This window comes from Actinomadura luteofluorescens (assembly GCF_013409365.1).
GTDB classification, from domain to species: domain Bacteria; phylum Actinomycetota; class Actinomycetes; order Streptosporangiales; family Streptosporangiaceae; genus Spirillospora; species Spirillospora luteofluorescens.
The window spans coordinates 2297305-2311700 of the sequence record NZ_JACCBA010000001.1 but is presented as its reverse complement, the minus strand read 5'-3'; the positions used below and the strand labels follow the sequence as shown (position 1 = coordinate 2311700).

Annotated in this window: 12 protein-coding genes and 1 pseudogene; 9 read left to right on the top strand and 4 right to left on the bottom strand. The window is 74.3% G+C overall.

Going from position 1 to position 14396, the window contains the following annotated elements; translation table 11 throughout:
- Positions 1-69 precede the first annotated feature (69 nt).
- Complete coding sequence (locus BJY14_RS10590) at positions 70-1239, top strand: sensor histidine kinase (RefSeq protein WP_312879127.1); 1170 nt, start codon at positions 70-72, stop codon at positions 1237-1239.
- Here BJY14_RS10590 and BJY14_RS10585 read toward each other — a convergent pair.
- Both BJY14_RS10585 and BJY14_RS10580 read right to left on the bottom strand, forming a co-directional pair.
- Positions 1236-2012: an SWIM zinc finger family protein gene (locus tag BJY14_RS10585; protein WP_179843444.1), complete on the bottom strand. Its 777-nt coding sequence runs from the start codon at positions 2010-2012 to the stop codon at positions 1236-1238. The two genes, BJY14_RS10590 and BJY14_RS10585, sit on opposite strands and share 4 nt — an antisense overlap.
- On the bottom strand, positions 2012-5005 hold the full coding sequence (locus BJY14_RS10580) for a DEAD/DEAH box helicase (RefSeq protein WP_179843443.1): 2994 nt from the start codon (positions 5003-5005) through the stop codon (positions 2012-2014). The genes BJY14_RS10585 and BJY14_RS10580 overlap by 1 nt, the downstream gene beginning before the upstream one ends.
- Positions 5006-5160: 155 nt before the next feature.
- Between BJY14_RS10580 and BJY14_RS10575 the strand changes: the two genes are divergently transcribed.
- A complete protein-coding gene (locus BJY14_RS10575) occupies positions 5161-6057 on the top strand; it encodes an intradiol ring-cleavage dioxygenase (RefSeq protein WP_179843442.1) in 897 nt (298 codons plus the stop codon).
- Positions 6058-6153: 96 nt separating this feature from the next.
- Entirely contained in the window at positions 6154-6936 is a 783-nt protein-coding gene (locus tag BJY14_RS10570) for an enoyl-CoA hydratase/isomerase family protein (RefSeq protein ID WP_179843441.1), read from the top strand.
- Here BJY14_RS10570 and BJY14_RS46450 read toward each other — a convergent pair.
- On the bottom strand, positions 6923-7084 hold the full coding sequence (locus tag BJY14_RS46450; protein WP_312879126.1) for a winged helix-turn-helix transcriptional regulator: 162 nt from the start codon (positions 7082-7084) through the stop codon (positions 6923-6925). The genes BJY14_RS10570 and BJY14_RS46450 overlap by 14 nt on opposite strands.
- A gap of 70 nt (positions 7085-7154) precedes the next feature.
- Positions 7155-7280, bottom strand: a pseudogene (locus BJY14_RS46445) (winged helix-turn-helix transcriptional regulator); the annotation flags it as partial.
- Positions 7281-7378: 98 nt separating this feature from the next.
- Between BJY14_RS46445 and BJY14_RS10560 the strand changes: the two are divergent.
- From BJY14_RS10560 to BJY14_RS10535, 6 genes are all read left to right on the top strand, one after another.
- A complete protein-coding gene (locus BJY14_RS10560; RefSeq protein ID WP_179843440.1) occupies positions 7379-8044 on the top strand; it encodes an NADPH-dependent F420 reductase in 666 nt (221 codons plus the stop codon).
- A 67-nt stretch (positions 8045-8111) separates the two neighbouring features.
- Entirely contained in the window at positions 8112-8879 is a 768-nt protein-coding gene (locus BJY14_RS10555; protein ID WP_179843439.1) for an SDR family NAD(P)-dependent oxidoreductase, read from the top strand.
- Positions 8880-9050: 171 nt separating this feature from the next.
- Entirely contained in the window at positions 9051-10001 is a 951-nt protein-coding gene (locus BJY14_RS10550; RefSeq protein ID WP_179843438.1) for an acyl-ACP desaturase, read from the top strand.
- Between the two features lie 43 nt (positions 10002-10044).
- Positions 10045-10854, top strand: a complete 810-nt coding sequence (locus tag BJY14_RS10545) for a serine/threonine-protein kinase (protein WP_179843437.1) — start codon at positions 10045-10047, stop codon at positions 10852-10854.
- Between the two features lie 48 nt (positions 10855-10902).
- On the top strand, positions 10903-12867 hold the full coding sequence (locus tag BJY14_RS10540) for a serine/threonine-protein kinase (protein ID WP_179843436.1): 1965 nt from the start codon (positions 10903-10905) through the stop codon (positions 12865-12867).
- A 61-nt stretch (positions 12868-12928) separates the two neighbouring features.
- Positions 12929-14221 (top strand): hypothetical protein, encoded by a 1293-nt coding sequence (locus BJY14_RS10535; RefSeq protein WP_179843435.1) that lies wholly within the window; start codon positions 12929-12931, stop codon positions 14219-14221.
- The last annotated feature ends 175 nt before the right edge of the window (positions 14222-14396 follow it).

Below are 14396 nucleotides of genomic sequence, written 5' to 3'. Positions count from 1 at the left end.
CTGTTGATAGTAGAAGTACTACATCTCGTATCGGACATGCAAGCGAGCCGATGCTGGCAGGATGGACATGTGCGACTTGCTGACCGGGACGCGCGGCCGGTCCCCTGGCTGCCGACCGGCCGTACCGCGGACGCCGCGCTGGCCGGCGGAGCCTTCGCCGTCCTGGCCGCGATGACCCTCGTGTCGATCCACACGGGGTCGCCCTCGCGGATGCCCCTCTACAGCTGGGCGCTGCTGGTGGTCGCCTGCGGGGCGCTGTACTTCCGCCGGAGCCATCCGGTCGCGGTCGCCGCCGTCACGCTGGCCGCCTGCGCCGTCTACTACCCGGTCACCGAACCGGACGGCCCGGCCGTGCTCACCTTCGTCGTCGCCCTCTACACGGCGGCGGCCGAAGGCCACCTCACCGCGGCCGTCGTCCTCGTCGGGATCGCGGTGGCCGGCACCGTGGCCGGCGACCGCCGCGACGACGTCAACCACCTCGCCGACGCGGCCGGCTTCCTGCTCATCGGCTGGTTCGTCGCGGTCGTCGCCATCGGCGGCGTCGTCCGCAACCGCCGCGCCTACCTGCGCGAGGCGCAGGAGCGCGCCCGCGTCGCCGAGCGCGGCCGCGAGGCCGAGGCCCGCCGCCGCGCCATCGAGGAGCGGCTGCGCATCGCCCGCGAGCTGCACGACGTCCTCGGCCACAACATCTCGCTCATCAACGTGCAGGCCACCGCCGCGCTGCACGGCCTGCGCCGCGAGCCGCAGCGCGCCGAGGACGCCCTCACCGCGATCAAGCAGGCCAGCAAGGACGTGCTGCGGGAGATGCGCGCCACCCTCGGCGTCCTGCGGCAGGTCGACGAGGCCGCCCCGGTCGCGCCCGCCCCCGGCCTCGCCCGGCTGGACGAGCTGACCGGGGGCCTCGCGGCGGCCGGGCTGAAGATCCGCACCGAGGTGGAGGGCGAGCCGCGCCCGCTGCCCGCCGAGGCCGACCTCGCCGCGTACCGGATCGTCCAGGAGGCGCTCACCAACGTCACCCGGCACTCCGGCGCGACGTCCGCCGTCGTCCGCGTCCGCTACGGCGCCGAGGACGTCGTCGTCAGCGTCGAGGACGACGGGACGCCCGGATCCGGCGCGCCGTCGGCCGGCGGCAGCGGCATCCGCGGGATGCGGGACCGCGCCGAGGCGCTCGGCGGCGGCCTCGACGCCGGGCCCGGCCCGGACGGCGGCTTCACCGTCCGCGCCCGCCTGCCGCTCTAGTCCTCGTCCTGCCCGGCGAGCGCCTCGTAGGCGGGGGCCAGCACGTCCGCCAGCGCGCGGCGCCGGACGCGGACCGGCGGGGGCGCGGCAAGCTGCAGCACGAACCCCGGCGGGACGGGCGGCGCGGGCGGGCGCTCGCGCAGCCGGGCCAGCCCGGACGGCGGCGTCCAGAACCCCTCGGCGGTGAGCGGCTCCTCCCGCATCTCCAGCGGGTCGGGCTCGGTGCCGGTGGCGCGCCGCAGCGCGCCGAGCAGCTGGTCACGGCGCCGCCCGTTCCACTGGAGGATGAGGAACGGGTCGTCGTCGAACGCCTCGGCCAGCAGATAGAGGACGGCGGCGGCGTGCTTGCACGGGTCGCCCCAGTCGGGGCAGTCGCACATCAGGTGCAGGTCGGACGCGGAGTCCGGGAACAGCGCGAGCCCCAGTTCGGCGAACACCCACTCGATCTCCGGCGGCATCTCCCCGGCCAGCAGCCGGGCCCGGAACAGCGCGCGGGACGCCAGCTCCGCCTCCACCGCGCGCCAGCCGTCCTCGTCGATCGCCTCGATGCCGAGCGCCACCTCGTACGGCTCCGGCGCCGAGCCCCGCACCTTCGCGGTCACCTCGTGCGCCTCCACCCGCAGGTCGAACACGTTGCCCCCGCGGGCGTAGGCGCGGCCCCGCTGGAGGCGCCCGGCGTCGGCGAACGACTCCACCAGGTCGATGAAGCGCCGCGACCACCACCGCGCCCCGATCGACCCCCGCCTGGTGCGCGCCCTGAGGCCCTCGTCCACTACTCGCTCACCGCCTCCGGCGACAGCCGCAGCACGTCGCGCAGCTCGGCGACCGACAGCTCGGTCAGCCAGTCCTCCCCGGTGCCGACGATCGAGTCGGCCAGGGCCTTCTTGCGCTCGATCATCTCGTCGACGCGCTCCTCCATCGTCCCGACGCAGATGAACTTGCGGACCTGGACGTCGCGGGTCTGCCCGATGCGGAACGCCCGGTCGGTGGCCTGGTCCTCCACGGCCGGGTTCCACCAGCGGTCGACGTGCACGACGTGGTTGGCGGCGGTCAGCGTCAGGCCCGTCCCGGCGGCCTTGAGGGACAGCAGGAAGATCGAGGGTTCGGAGTCCCGCTGGAACCGCTGGACCAGGTCGTCGCGCCCCTGCTTGGACGTCCCGCCGTGCAGCCACAGCACCGGCCGTTCGAGCCGCGCCGCCAGGTAGGGCTGGAGCATCGACCCGAACTCGGCGTACTGGGTGAAGACGAGCGCCTTCTCGCCCTGGTCGAGGACCTCGGCGCAGATCTCCTCCAGCCGTTCGAGCTTGCCCGACCGGCCGGGCAGGCGCGAGCCGTCCTTGAGCAGCTGCGCCGGATGGTTGCAGACCTGCTTGAGCTTGGCCATCGTCGCCAGCACCAGCCCGCGCCGCTTGGCCTCCTCCGCCTCGGCGATCTGCTGGAGCATGTCGTCGACGGTCGCCCGGTAGAGCGACGCCTGCTCGGCCGTCAGGTTGCAGTAGACCTTGATCTCCTGCTTCTCCGGCAGGTCCGAGATGATCGACTTGTCGGTCTTGAGGCGGCGCAGGACGAACGGCTGCGTCGCCCGCCGCAGCGCCAGTGCCGCCTGCTCGTCGCCCTCCCGCTCGATCGGGATCGCGAACCGCCGCCGGAACGCGCTCCGCGGCCCGAGCAGCCCCGGGTTCGCGAACTCCATGATCGACCACAGCTCGGTCAGGTGGTTCTCCACCGGCGTGCCGGTGAGCGCGATCCGGCTCCGCGCCGGGATGCTCCGCACCGCCCGCGCCTGCCGCGTCCCGCTGTTCTTGAGCGCCTGCGCCTCGTCGCAGATGACCCGCTCCCACTCGAACGGCGCGAGCGTCTCCGCGTCTCGCGCCGCCGTCCCGTACGTGGTGAGCACCAGATCGGCCGACGCCACCGCCGCGGCGAGATCCTCGCCCCGGTGCCGCCCCGTCCCGTGGTGCACGTACACCCGCAGCTTGGGCGTGAACCGAGCCGCCTCCCGCTGCCAGTTCCCCACCAGCGACATCGGGAGAATGGCTAGTGTGGGAGGGGTCGTCGCACCATCTTTTCGTTCGTGAACAAGCAGTGAGAGCACCGATATCGTCTTCCCGAGCCCCATGTCGTCCGCGAGAAGGGCGCCCAGGCCGAGGTCGTTCATGAACGTCAGCCAGGCGAGCCCGCGCTCCTGGTAGGGCCGCAGCTCGGCGTTCAGGTCCTCGGGGGTGCGCATGGGGGTGAGGCGGCGGTCGGCCTCGCCGGAGAGGAGGTCGCCGAGGGGGCCGGTGGCGTCGACCTCGGTCAGGGGGAGGACGTCGTCGCCGGCGTGCACGATCGCGCGGATCGCCTCGGCGGCGGTCATGCGGCCGCGGCGCGGGTGGCGCAGGAAGTCGAGAGCCGCCTCCAGCTGGTGCTCGTCGAGCTCCACCCACTGGCCGCGCAGGCGGACGAGGGGGGTCTTCAGCCGGGCCAGTTCCTCCAGCTCGGCCTCGTCGATGCTTTCGTCGCCGATGGCGAGGTCCCAGCGGAAGTCGACCATCGACTTCAGGTCGAAGCCCGACGGCGCCGCCGACCCCGCGGAGGCCTCCGGGTCCTCGTTGCGGGCGGTGAGCTTCATGCCGAGCTTGGCCTTGCCCGCCCACTGGGGGAGCAGGACGCCGAAGCCCGCCGCGGCGAGCATCGGGGCCGCCTGGCGGAGGAAGCGGAACGCGCCCGCCGTGTCGAGCAGGAGCTCGCAGGGAGCGGGGCCGTCGAGCGCGGGCGCCAGGTCGGGGAAGAGGCGCAGGGCGCGGCCGAGCCCGGCGAGGAGGGTCTCCTCGGCCTGCGGGATCGAGGTGGCCTCGCCGTCCCAGACCAGCGCGGCGGGAATGTAGAGGCTCGGGTCGTCGGTGCCCTGGAGGGCGAACTCGACCCGCCAGGAGTCGCCGGGTTCGGCGTCTTCCTGGAACTCCTCGGCGCCCGGTTCGGCGAGGCGGAAGCAGGCGCGCAGCGGGCCGGACGGGCGGCGCGCCGCGGCGGCCCACGCGTCCAGCTCGGCGATCAGGTCGTCGGGGTCGTCGCGGGGTTCGCGGGCCACCTCGGGGGAGGGCCCGGTCAGCGCCATCACCCAGCGTTCGGCGAGGGGCAGCCGGTCGAGCTCCTTGCGCCGCGACACCAGCAGCGGATGCGGCACCACGCCCCGCACGGCCGTGTCGACCAGGGCCGACAGCGCCTCGCGCAGCACCTCGGCGGCGGGGCGCCCACCGCCCGCCGCGCGGCAGGCGGCGGGCATGGCGCGGGCCAGCGCGCGGAACCGCGCCGGGTCGTCGATCACCGGCCGCCAGCGGGCCACGAGGTCGCCGTCCTCGCGCAGGAGGGCGGGCAGGACGTGGCCGCGCCCGGCGAGGTGCACCGCCTCGTCCGCGAGCATGCACAGGAAGCGCAGGTCGGTGCCCGCGATGACGTCGGCGCTGTGCTCGGCCGCCTGGAGCAGCGCCATCGCGGGGAACGGCGCGAGGACCAGGGCCGGGACCCGCCACGGCCGCAGCTCGGGCTCGTCGCGCACCGGCTCGGGGCCGAGCTCGGCCGACGGGAGCGGGTGGTCGCCCGCGGTGGGCAGCGACATCGCCAGCTCGACGCGGAACGCGGCGCGCAGCAGCGGCTCGTAGGACGTGCCGGTGAAGTCGCAGGTCGCGAAGGGGTGGACGTCCGGGGAGGGCTCGTACGGGCCGGTGCGTTCGGCCCACAGGCAGAGCGCACCGCCATGCCAGGTGGCGTGGGCGACGAGCATGGTCCCCGAAGCTACCAGCAGCCTCGGACACCGCCGCGCTTCACGCTTCCTGACAGCCGTCACTCAGGCAATTCTCATATTGGTCAAATTCCCCTCTAACCCGATAGATGGAGGCTCCCTCCAGACCACTGTCCCCGTGACGAGGAGGCTCCCCGATGGCAGCGAACGGACAGGCGGCGAAAGGAAAGGGCAGGGTGAGCCGCCGCGCGGCGCTCACCGCGATGGGCGGCGCGGGGCTCGGCGCGGTCGGCGGCGGCGCCGCCCTGGCGGACGGCTCGCAGAGCAGGACCGGTGCCCCGGTGGCGGAGGTCACGGACGGGACGGCCCCGGCCTGCGTGCTGTCCCCGGAGACCACCGAGGGCCCGTACTACCTGGACTACGAGATGGTCCGCCGGGACGTCACCGAGGACCGGCCGGGCGTCCCGATGATCCTGCGGGTCGCGGTCGTGGACACCGGCGCCGGCTGCCGTCCGGTCAAGCGCGCCGCCGTGGACATCTGGCACTGCGACGCGGGCGGCGTCTACTCCGGGTACGAGGGCAACACGCTGCCGGGCGGGCCGCCGCCGTCCGGTACCCCGACGGCCCCGCCCACGGGAACACCGGCCGGCCCGCCGCCCGGCGGTGGCGGCGGGCACGCCGAGCCCGACAACGACCTGACGTTCCTTCGCGGCGTCCAGCTCACCAACGGCCACGGCACCGCCGAACTCCGGACGATCCACCCGGGCTGGTACCAGGGACGGGCGCTGCACATCCACGTGAAGGTGCACGTCGGCGGCAGGGTCGACGCGGAGAAGAAGACCTACACGGGCGGGCATGTCAGCCACACCGGGCAGTTCTTCTTCGCCGAGGACCTGGCGGAGAAGGTCGCCGCGCTGGAGCCGTACAGGAGCAACACGGTCACCCGGGTGAAGCTGGAGGAGGACGGCATCTACCGGCAGGCGGGTTCGGGCCTGCTGACCGTCCGCCCGGTCCACCGGGGCCGGATCGAGCGCGGGCTGCTCGCCACGATCACGGTCGGCGTGAACCCGTCCGCCACCCCCGCCCCCGCCTGACCCGCGCCGCCGGACCGCGAGCCCGGCGGCGGGCGTGCGGCGCCCCGCTGGTTAGGCTCGGGGCGTCTGCCATCGGGTTGCACAGGGAGGGTCGCCGTGGGCGAGTTCGTACGGGTCGAGGTCGAGGACGGGATCGCGACGATCAGGCTGGACCGTCCGAAGATGAACGCCCTGAACGCCCAGATGCAGCGCGAGCTGATCGACGCGGCCCGGCAGGTCACGCAGGACGAGGCGGTCGGCGCGGTCGTGCTGTACGGGGGCGAGCGGGTGTTCGCGGCGGGTGCGGACATCAAGGAGATGGCCCCGATGTCGTACGCGGAGATGTCGGCGGGCCACTCGCGGCTGCTGCAGGACTTCGCCAAGGCGCTCGCGGCGATCCCGAAGCCGGTCATCGCCGCGATCACCGGGTACGCGCTCGGCGGCGGGCTGGAGGTGGCGCTGACCGCCGACTTCCGCGTCGCGGGCGAGGGCGCGAAGGTGGGGCAGCCGGAGATCCAGCTCGGCATCATCCCCGGCGCGGGCGGCACGCAGCGGCTGGCCCGGCTGGTCGGCCCGTCGAAGGCCAAGGACCTGATCTTCTCGGGACGGCACGTCGCGGCGGACGAGGCACTCGCGATGGGCCTGGTCGACCGGGTCGTCGCGGACGACGCCGTCTACACCGCCGCCCGGGAGTGGGCGTCGACGTTCGTGGGCGGTCCGGCGATCGCGCTGCGCGCCGCCAAGCAGGCCATCGACCGGGGCCTTGAGGCCGACCTCGACACCGGGCTGGAGATCGAGCGGACGCAGTTCGCGGCGCTGTTCGCCACCGAGGACCAGGCCATCGGGATGAAGAGCTTCATGGAGGAGGGGCCCGGCAAGGCCACCTTCACCGGTCGCTGAGCGCGCTCTCCCGCGTGTCGAGCACCTCCTCGGCGTAGCGCTCGGTCCAGCGGCCGAGGGCGGCGAGGGGTTCGAGCATCCCGCGCCCCGGCGCGGTCAGCTCGTACTCGACGCGCGGGGGCGCCTCGGCGTAGCGGCGGCGGGCCACCAGGGCCGTCGCGTTCGAGGCGGCGGAGCGTCTCGGTCAGCACCTTGTGGCTGATGCCGCCGATCCGCGCCCGCATCTCGCCCGGACGCAGCGGGCCGTGCTGGAGCGTCCACAGCACGACGCCCGTCCACGTGCCGGACAGCAGGTCGAGGCCGAGCCGCGTCCGGCAGTCGGCGATGTACTCGTACTCGTCCATGGGTTCGCCCGCCATCCTGCCCCTTCCGATACGCACCGGATGGTGCGGAACGGACCGCCTAACGTCCCGACCGACGGTAAACGAACGGGAGGGACGTCATGCGGATCGGAGTGCTCGGCGCGGGCGCCATGGCGGACGCGCTCGCCACGCAGTGGGCGCGCAAGGGACACCAGGTGCGGATCGGGGCGCGGACGCCCGCGAAGGCGGTCGCGCTGGCCGGACGGATCGGGCACGGCGCGACCGGCGGCACGCTGCGGGAGGCCGCGGAGTCCGGGGACGCGGTGCTCCTCGCCGTCTGGCACGAGGGCGTCCAGGACGTCCTGCGCGAGGCGGGGCCGCTGGAGGGCCGCGTGCTGATCGACTGCACCAACCCCATGGAGCCGCCCTTCGAGCGGCTCAAGACGGCGGGCGGCCCGTCCGCGGCGCGGCGGATCGCCGACGCCACCGGCGCGCGGGTCGTCAAGGCCTTCAGCACCTGCCACGAGAGCGTGTGGCGGATGACGCCCCCGGCGTTCGCGGGGCGTCCCCTCGGGGTTCCGCTGTGCGGGGACGACGAGGAGGCCCTCGCCGTGGTGCGGGGCCTGGTGGGCGACCTCGGCTGCGTGCCGATGGACGGCGGGAGCCTGGAGAGAGCCGGGCTCCTGGAGGCGGCGACCGCGTTCATGGTGGGGTTGTGGGTGGCCGGCGAGGACCCGGCCACGATGCTGCCGCCTCCCGAGTACGCTGGGGGCGACCCTGAGCGCACCTCAGAACTCGCGGGCTGAAACGTTATTTGTGTTTTTTGGGCGTGCTGTGGGGGTGCGCGAAGAACCGCCGATAGCATCTGCCGCCATGCGACATGCGTACCGGACCGCGCTCGTGACGGGGGCGTCCAGCGGTATCGGCGAGAGCTTCGCCCGCCTCCTGGCCGGCCGCGGCACCGACCTGGTGATCGTGGCCCGCCGGAGCGAGCGGCTGGACGGACTGGCCCGCGAACTCGTCGAACGGTACCGGGTGGCCGTGGAGGTCATGGCCGCCGACCTCACCGATCCAGCGCGGCGCGCCGAGGTCGAGGGGCGGCTGCGCGCCGAGCCGGTCGAGCTGCTGGTCAACAACGCCGGGTACGGGGCCTTCGGAGCGTTCGCGGAACTGCCGGTGGACGACCACCTGGCGCAGATCGAGCTGAACGTGGCCGCCCTCGTGCGGCTCACCCACGCCGCCCTGCCCGGGATGATCGCGCGCGGCCGGGGCGGGGTGCTGAACGTCGCGTCGATGGCGGGGTTCACGCCCTCGCCCGGCAGCGCCACCTACGGGGCGACGAAGGCGTACGTGGCGTCGTTCTCCGAGAGCCTGCACTCGGAGGTCGCGGCGAAGGGCGTCCATGTGACGGCGCTGTGCCCGGGATTCACCCGCACCGACGACGACGTCCCGGCCAACCTCCTCTGGCTGCGGCGCGAGGACGTGGCGCGGGCGGGGCTGGAGGCGGTGGCGACGGGCCGCGCGCTGTGCGTTCCCGGCATGCAGTACAAGGCCGCGCTCCCCGCGCTGCGCCTCGTCCCGAGGCCGCTGCTCAGGGCCGCCGTGAACCGCATGTGGCAACAGGCCGCCGACACGCGGTGACATGACGTCACGCCGTTTCGCGCGGATCTACAAAAGTTACCGCGCCGCGCTTGTCGCGGTGCTGACTTGACGGGGCTCGTGCCGACTCGCGACGATCGAACCTACGCTTGAGTAGGTTGTGAACGGCCTGCTGGCGCCCGCAAAGACGACCTCGTCCAGCGAAGGAACCGCATGTCCCTGACCCCCGAAGAGAAGTCCCAGACCGGCCTCATGCTCGACCTCGAGCCGGTGGTCGAGCAGGAACTGAACCGGCACCTGTCGACGGCCAAGGAATGGTTCCCGCACCAGTACGTCCCGTGGAGCGAGGGCCGCGACTTCGACGGGCCGCTGAACGGCGAGCCGTGGTCCATCGAGCAGTCGAAGGTGACACCCGAGGCGCGCGACTCGCTGATCGTGAACCTGCTCACCGAGGACAACCTCCCCGGCTACCACCGCGCCATCGCCACGGTCTTCGGCCGCGACGGCGCCTGGGGCACCTGGGTGAACCGCTGGACGGCCGAGGAGAACCGGCACGGCATCGCCCTGCGCGACTACCTCACCGTGAGCCGCGCGGTCGACCCGGTCGCGCTGGAGCGCGCCCGCATGCACCACATGGAGGCCGGCTACGAGGCCGACCACGGCGACTCGTTCCTGCACGGGACGGCGTACGTGTCGTTCCAGGAGCTCGCGACCCGCGTGTCGCACCGCAACACCGGCAAGGCGTCCGGCGACCCCGTCTGCGAGCAGATGATGACCCGCATCGCCGCCGACGAGAACCTCCACATGATCTTCTACCGGAACCTGATGGCCGCCGCGCTGGAGGCCGCCCCGAACGAGACGCTGCGGGCGGTCACCGACGTCGTGACGACGTTCCAGATGCCCGGCCACAGCATCGACGGCTTCCTGCGCAAGTCGGTCGTCATCGCCAACGCCGGCATCTACGACCTGCGGCTCCACCATGACGACGTGCTCGTCCCGGTGCTGCGCAAGTGGGGCGTCTTCGACCGCACCGACCTGACCGGCGACGGCGAGAAGGCCCGCGAGGAGCTCGCCGAGTTCCTGGAGCACCTCGACGCCGCCGCCACCAAGTTCGAGACCCGCCGCGAAGAGCGCCGCGCCCGCCAGGCGGCCCGCAAGGGCTGACGAGCCGGGAAACCGGGGGGCGCTTTCCGGCGTCAAAGGGTGCATGGGGACGCACAGGCGACTGGGCGGATATCGGTTACTGGACGAGATCGGCCGGGGGAGCACGGCGGTGGTCTACCTGGCCATGGACGCCGGCGGCCGGGAGGTCGCGGTCAAGGAGCTCGTTCCGGAGCTCACGGGGGAGCCGGAGGCGATCAGCCGGCTGGCGCGGGAGGTGCGGGCGCAGGCGCGGGTGCGCAGCGCCTACGTCGCCCGGCTGCTGGACGGCGCGCTCTCGGCGCCGCGGCCGCACGTGGTCATGCAGTACGTGCCGGGCTGCCCGCTGAACGACCTCGTCGCGGCGTACGGGCCGCTGCGCGGCGACCGGCTCGTCCGGTTCGCGCGGCGGCTGGCGCTGGCGCTCGGGGACGTCCACGACGCGGGCGTGCTGCACCGCGACGTGTCGCCCGGCAACGTCATCGTGCTGGGCGACCGGCCGACGCTGATCGACTTCGGTATCGCGCACGAGTCCGGCGCGGAGCAGATCACCAGGCGCGGCATGGTCGTGGGGACGCCCGCCTACCTGGCGCCCGAGCTGATCGAGGGGGAGCGCGCCACCACCGCGTCGGACGTGTTCTCGTGGGCGTCGACCGTGGCCTACGCGGCGACGGGCCGCCCGCCGTTCGGGCGCGGGTCGCTGCACGGGGTGTGCTTCAGGATCCTGCGCGGCCAGGCCGACATCGGCGGCGCTCCGGAGCCGCTGGCGGGCCTGCTGCGGGCGGCGTTCCGCCGCGACCCCGCGCAGCGCCCCTCCGCGCGCTGGTTCGCGGGGGCGCTGGCCGCCACGGAGGGCGACGGGGTGGTGGCGGCCTGATGGCTGGATCTCGTCGGCGGGATGGGCAAGGGTAGGGTTTCGGAAACGATGAAGGGAGCCGTCACGTCCGGGGACCGTATCGGCCACTACAGCGTTCAGCAGACCCTGGGGGAAGGGGGCATGGGCGTCGTCTACCTCGGCGCCGACCCCGAGGGGCGCAACGTGGCCATCAAGGTGCTGCGGCCCGCGGTCGCGGGGGACGCCACGGCGCGTCGCCGGCTGGCCCGCGAGGTCGACTCGATGCGCAGGGTGCACAGCCCGCACGTCGCCGAGATCCTCGACGCCGACGTGACGGCCGACCAGCCCTACATCGTGACCCAGTACGTGCCCGGCCGCACGCTGGAGGAGATCGTCGAGGAGTCCGGCCCGATCTACGGGCCGGCGCTGCAGCGGCTCGGCGTGGGGCTGGCCTCGGCGCTGTCGGCGATCCACGGCGCCGGGATCGTGCACCGCGACATGAAGCCCGGCAACGTGATGCTCGTGGACGGCGAGCCCGTCGTGATCGACTTCGGCATCGCGCAGGCCGCCGACGCGACCCGGCTGACCGCGACCGGCATGGTCATCGGCACCCCCGGCTACCTCGCCCCGGAGATCATCGAGGGCGAGGACGCGGGCCCGCCGTCGGATGTGCACGCCTGGGGCGGGACGGTCGCCTACGCCGCGACCGGCCGCCCGCCCTTCGGCTCCGGCACCTTCGAGTCGATCTTCTACAAGATCATGCAGAGCACGCCCGACCTGGACGGCGTGCCCGAGGCGATGCTGCCCGTGCTGCGGTCGGCGATGGCGCGGCACCCGGCCGAGCGCCCCACGGCGGTCAACCTGGTGCAGCTCACGCGCCGCATCCACCTCGAAGCCACCATCACCGACCAGACGCGCGTCGACCGGCACTACCCGGCGCCGGGTGCGGCGGGCGCGGCGGGCGCGGCCGGTGCGGCCGGCGCGGTGGGAGCGTCGCGGCCGGATGATCCGGCGGCCGACCACTCCCGGCAGTTCTCCATGCCGGCGTCGTCGCCGCAGGACCCGCCGTCGCCCGGGACGTCCTCGGCGGCGCCCGGGCTGCCGGTTCCCTCGCCCGCGCCCGTCCCGTCGCCCGCGCCCGTCCCGGCCCAGCCGAAGGACTTCGTGGGCCAGTTGCCGCCCGCCGCGCCGCCGCCCGTCCCGCCGCCCGGGCCCGCGCCGTTCAAGGCGGGGGAGCAGTACGGGCAGCGCGGCTACGGGCCGCCCGCCCCCTACGACCAGGGGCCCTACCAGGGCGGCTATCCGCCGCCGCAGTACGGGCCCCCGCAGAACCAGCCCCCGCAGCCCCCGCAGGGCGCGCTCCAGCGCGGCCCCTACGAGCCGGAGGCGCGGCAGCGTCCCGACCAGGCCCGCGCCGACGGGTCCGAGCGCGACAAGGAACGGCGCAAGCCCTACGGCTGGTACCGGGTGCTCAGCCTCATCGTCCTGGTGGCGCTGCTCGGGTTCGCCAACATCGCGCCGCTGCTCGCCCTCGGCGTCACCGTCGCCGGCGTGTTCGTCCTGCGGATGGGCGACAAGGCGGCCAAGGGCATGGAGGGCCGCCAGACGCGGCGGGGGCCGCGCTCGGGCGACGCCGTCGCCGCCGCGTTCCGGACGCCGCTGCACCTGCCCGGCGCCCTGATGTCCACCGTGCTGTGGACGTCGCTCAGCGGCGTCGCCGGGCTGGTCCTGCTCGGCGTGCTGATCTTCGCGAACCCGGACATGAACGCGGCCAGGGCCATCGCCTACACGGCCATGGCGGTGATCGGGCTGCTGTGCCTCGCGCCGGGCAGCGGTGCGCCACGCCGCCAGCTCGCCCGCGTCTGGGGCGCGGTGCTGCCGCGCGCCGAGGCCGCGCTCGTCGGCGCGCTCATCCTCGGGATCTTCGCCGCGGTGCTGGTCGGGCTGTCGCAGCGGCAGCCGCCCGACACCACGCCGGTGGACGGGATGAGCCAGGACCTGGAGAGCCTGCGCGCCGACGTCCACGATCTCGTCGCGAGCATCCCCGGGACGTGACGCGCGGCGCTCCCGCGACGGGGGCGCGGCCCCTCCCGGGTCGGTAGGGTGGCGACCCATTATGAGCGGTGAGACGAGCCACCAGGCGCACATCGGTCCGTACCGGCTGCTGTCCAGGCTGGGCGGCGGTACCGGCGACGTCCACCGCGCCGCGGGTCCCGACGGCCGCGACGTGGCGATCCGGCTCCTGCCCCCGGGCGCCGCCCCCGACGTGGCGCGGATGCGCGAGGTGCTCAGCCCCTACGTCGCGGACGTCCTGGACGGCGAGGCCACCGGCCCGCGCCCCTACGTGGTGTTCCGGTTCGTCCCCGGGCGCCCGCTCGGGGAGACGGTCGCCGGGCAGGGGCCGATGTCGGGGGACGCGCTGCGCCGCATGGCGTTCGGGCTGGCCAAGGCGCTCGCCGCCATCCACCTGACCGGCCTCGCGCACGGCGAGCTCGGGCCGGGGACGGTCCTGGTCGTGGACGACGCGCCGGTCGTCGTCGACTTCGCGCTGACCGCCGGCGCCGACGCGGGCGACGACGTCCGCGCATGGGCGGCCACGGTGGCGTTCGCCGCCACCGGCCGTCCGGACGCGCCCGCCGAGGCGCTGCCCGCCGACCTGCGCCCGCTGGTGGCGGCCGCCTCGCATCCGGACCCGGCCGCGCGGCCGTCGGCGGCGGAGCTGGCGGAGGCCTCGTCCCGCCTGAAGCTCCCGGCCGCCGCCCCCGCTCCCCGTCCCGCCGAGGCGCCCGCGCCCGCGGCCCCGGCCCCGGCCGCGCCGGGCCCCGCCGCGCAGCGGGAGACGGCGGCCCATGAGACGGCGGCCCATGACATGGCGGTGACGCTGGGCTGGGCGCGGCTGCTCGCGGCCATGGTCGTGGTGGCCGGCGTCGGTGTCGTGATCATGCTGCCGATCGCGGGACTCGTCCTGACCCTGGTCGCGGTGACGCTGCTGCGCGTGGCGGGCACGACGGCGCGCGGCTGGGCGTGGGCGTTCGGGCGGACGCTGCTGACCGTCCCCTACGCGGCGGTGTTCACGGTCGCCGTCCCGCTCGGGCTCGCTGCGGCGTCGGCGGTCGGCGGGAAGCTGGACTCCCTCACGGCCTGCGCGTTCGGCGCCGGAGCCGGGGCCGCGGTGCTGTGGACGGCGCCGGGCGTCAGCGCCCCGCGCCGCCAGCTGGAGCGGATGTTCCTGCCGGTGGCGCGGCGGCCGCGCGCCGTCGCCGCCGCGGTCGTGGGCCTCGGCGTGCTGTGCCTGCTCGTCGGCGTCGGCGCGATGACGCTGACGCCGAGCTTCTCCCCGACCTACGGGCTCCAGCGGACGCTGGAGAGCTCGATGGACCGTCTCCAGCACGCCGTCAACAGGGTGTGAGGCATGATGTCCGTCACGTCCGGTTCGGAACGCCTCATGCACCGCAAACCCCCCGGGCACGTGGGTAAGGTCTCACGAACTGGGATTTGCCAGTAGGCTACCGGCGAGTAACATTAGGGTGCACGGCCGAACCGGGGACCCGGCTCCGAAGCGCGTTCGGGTGTTTGGCAGGCTG